This window comes from Massilia glaciei, assembly GCF_003011895.2.
In the GTDB taxonomy this organism is placed as follows: Bacteria; Pseudomonadota; Gammaproteobacteria; order Burkholderiales; family Burkholderiaceae_D; genus Telluria_A; species Telluria_A glaciei.
This window is the reverse complement of the sequence record NZ_PXWF02000106.1, coordinates 1-1,293: the sequence shown is the minus strand read 5'-3', so window position 1 is coordinate 1,293 and position 1,293 is coordinate 1. Positions and strand designations below refer to the sequence as shown.

The window sequence follows — 1,293 nt, the reverse complement described above, 5'->3', positions numbered from 1 at the left end:
CCGCGCGGGCCGCGGCCGTTGCGCTCGCCGCGCTCGGTGGCGGCGGCCGGCTTGGCCGGCGCCGCTGCCGGCGCCACGATGGCCGCGGTTTCCTTCTTGAAGAAGAAGCCCATGATGCGGCTCATGAAGCTCTCGGGCTCGGGCTCGGGGGCGACCAGCACCGGCAGCGGCGCCGGCTTGGCCGGCTCGCTGCGGTCGACCATCGGCGCCGGCTGGGCCGGGGTGATGGTCTTGACCACCGCCTCCTGGCGCGGCTTGACGTCCTCCTTCTGGCGCTTGCTGTAGGCCATGTCGGTGTCGGCCTGCTCGGCCAGCGAGTAGCTCGCGGCGCTGTCCTCGAGGCGCGGATCGTCGTGCTTGATGCGCTCGAGCTTGTAGTGCGGGGTGTCGAGGTGCTTGTTTGGGATCAGGATCACGCCGATGCGGTGGCGGTTCTCGATCTTGAGCACCTCGCCGCGCTTCTCGTTGAGCAGGAAGGCGGCCACGTCGACCGGCACCTGGACGTGGATGGTGGCCGAATTCTCCTTCATGGCCTCCTCCTGGATGATGCGCAGCACCTGCAGCGCGGACGACTCGGTGTCGCGGATGTGGCCGGTGCCGGAGCAGCGCGGGCACGTCACGTGGCTGCCCTCTGACAGCGAGGGGCGCAGCCGCTGGCGCGACAATTCCATCAGGCCGAAGCGCGAGATCTTGCCCATCTGGACGCGCGCGCGGTCGTGGTGCAGCGCGTCCTTGAGGCGGGTCTCGACCTCGCGCTGGTTCTTGGCCACCTCCATGTCGATGAAGTCGATCACGATCAGGCCGCCGAGGTCGCGCAGGCGCAGCTGGCGCGCGACCTCCTCGGCCGCCTCGCAGTTGGTGTTGAAGGCGGTGGTCTCGATGTCGGAGCCGCGCGTGGCGCGCGCCGAGTTGACGTCGACCGAGACCAGCGCCTCGGTGTGGTCGATCACGATCGCCCCGCCCGAGGGCAGCGGCACCGTGCGCGAGTAGGCGGTCTCGATCTGGTGCTCGATCTGGAAGCGCGAGAACAGCGGCACGTCGTCGCTGTAGCGCTTGACGCGGTGCACCATGTCGGGCATCACGTGGCTCATGAACTGGTGCGCCTGCTCGTAGATGTCGTCGGTGTCGATCAGGATCTCGCCGATGTCGGGCTGGAAGTAGTCGCGGATCGCGCGGATCACGAGCGACGACTCCTGGTAGATCAGGAACGCGCCACTGCCCTGCTTGCCGGCGCCCTCGATCGCGCGCCACAGCTGCATCAGGTAGTTCAGGTCCCACTGCAGCTCCTCGACG

Annotated in this window: 1 protein-coding gene; it reads right to left on the bottom strand. The window is 68.7% G+C overall.

All coding sequences use genetic code 11. The features are described from left to right. Window positions 1-1,293, bottom strand: a 1,293-nt coding sequence (locus tag C7C56_RS07950; RefSeq protein WP_181373063.1) for a ribonuclease E/G, incomplete at both ends; no start/stop codon positions are given.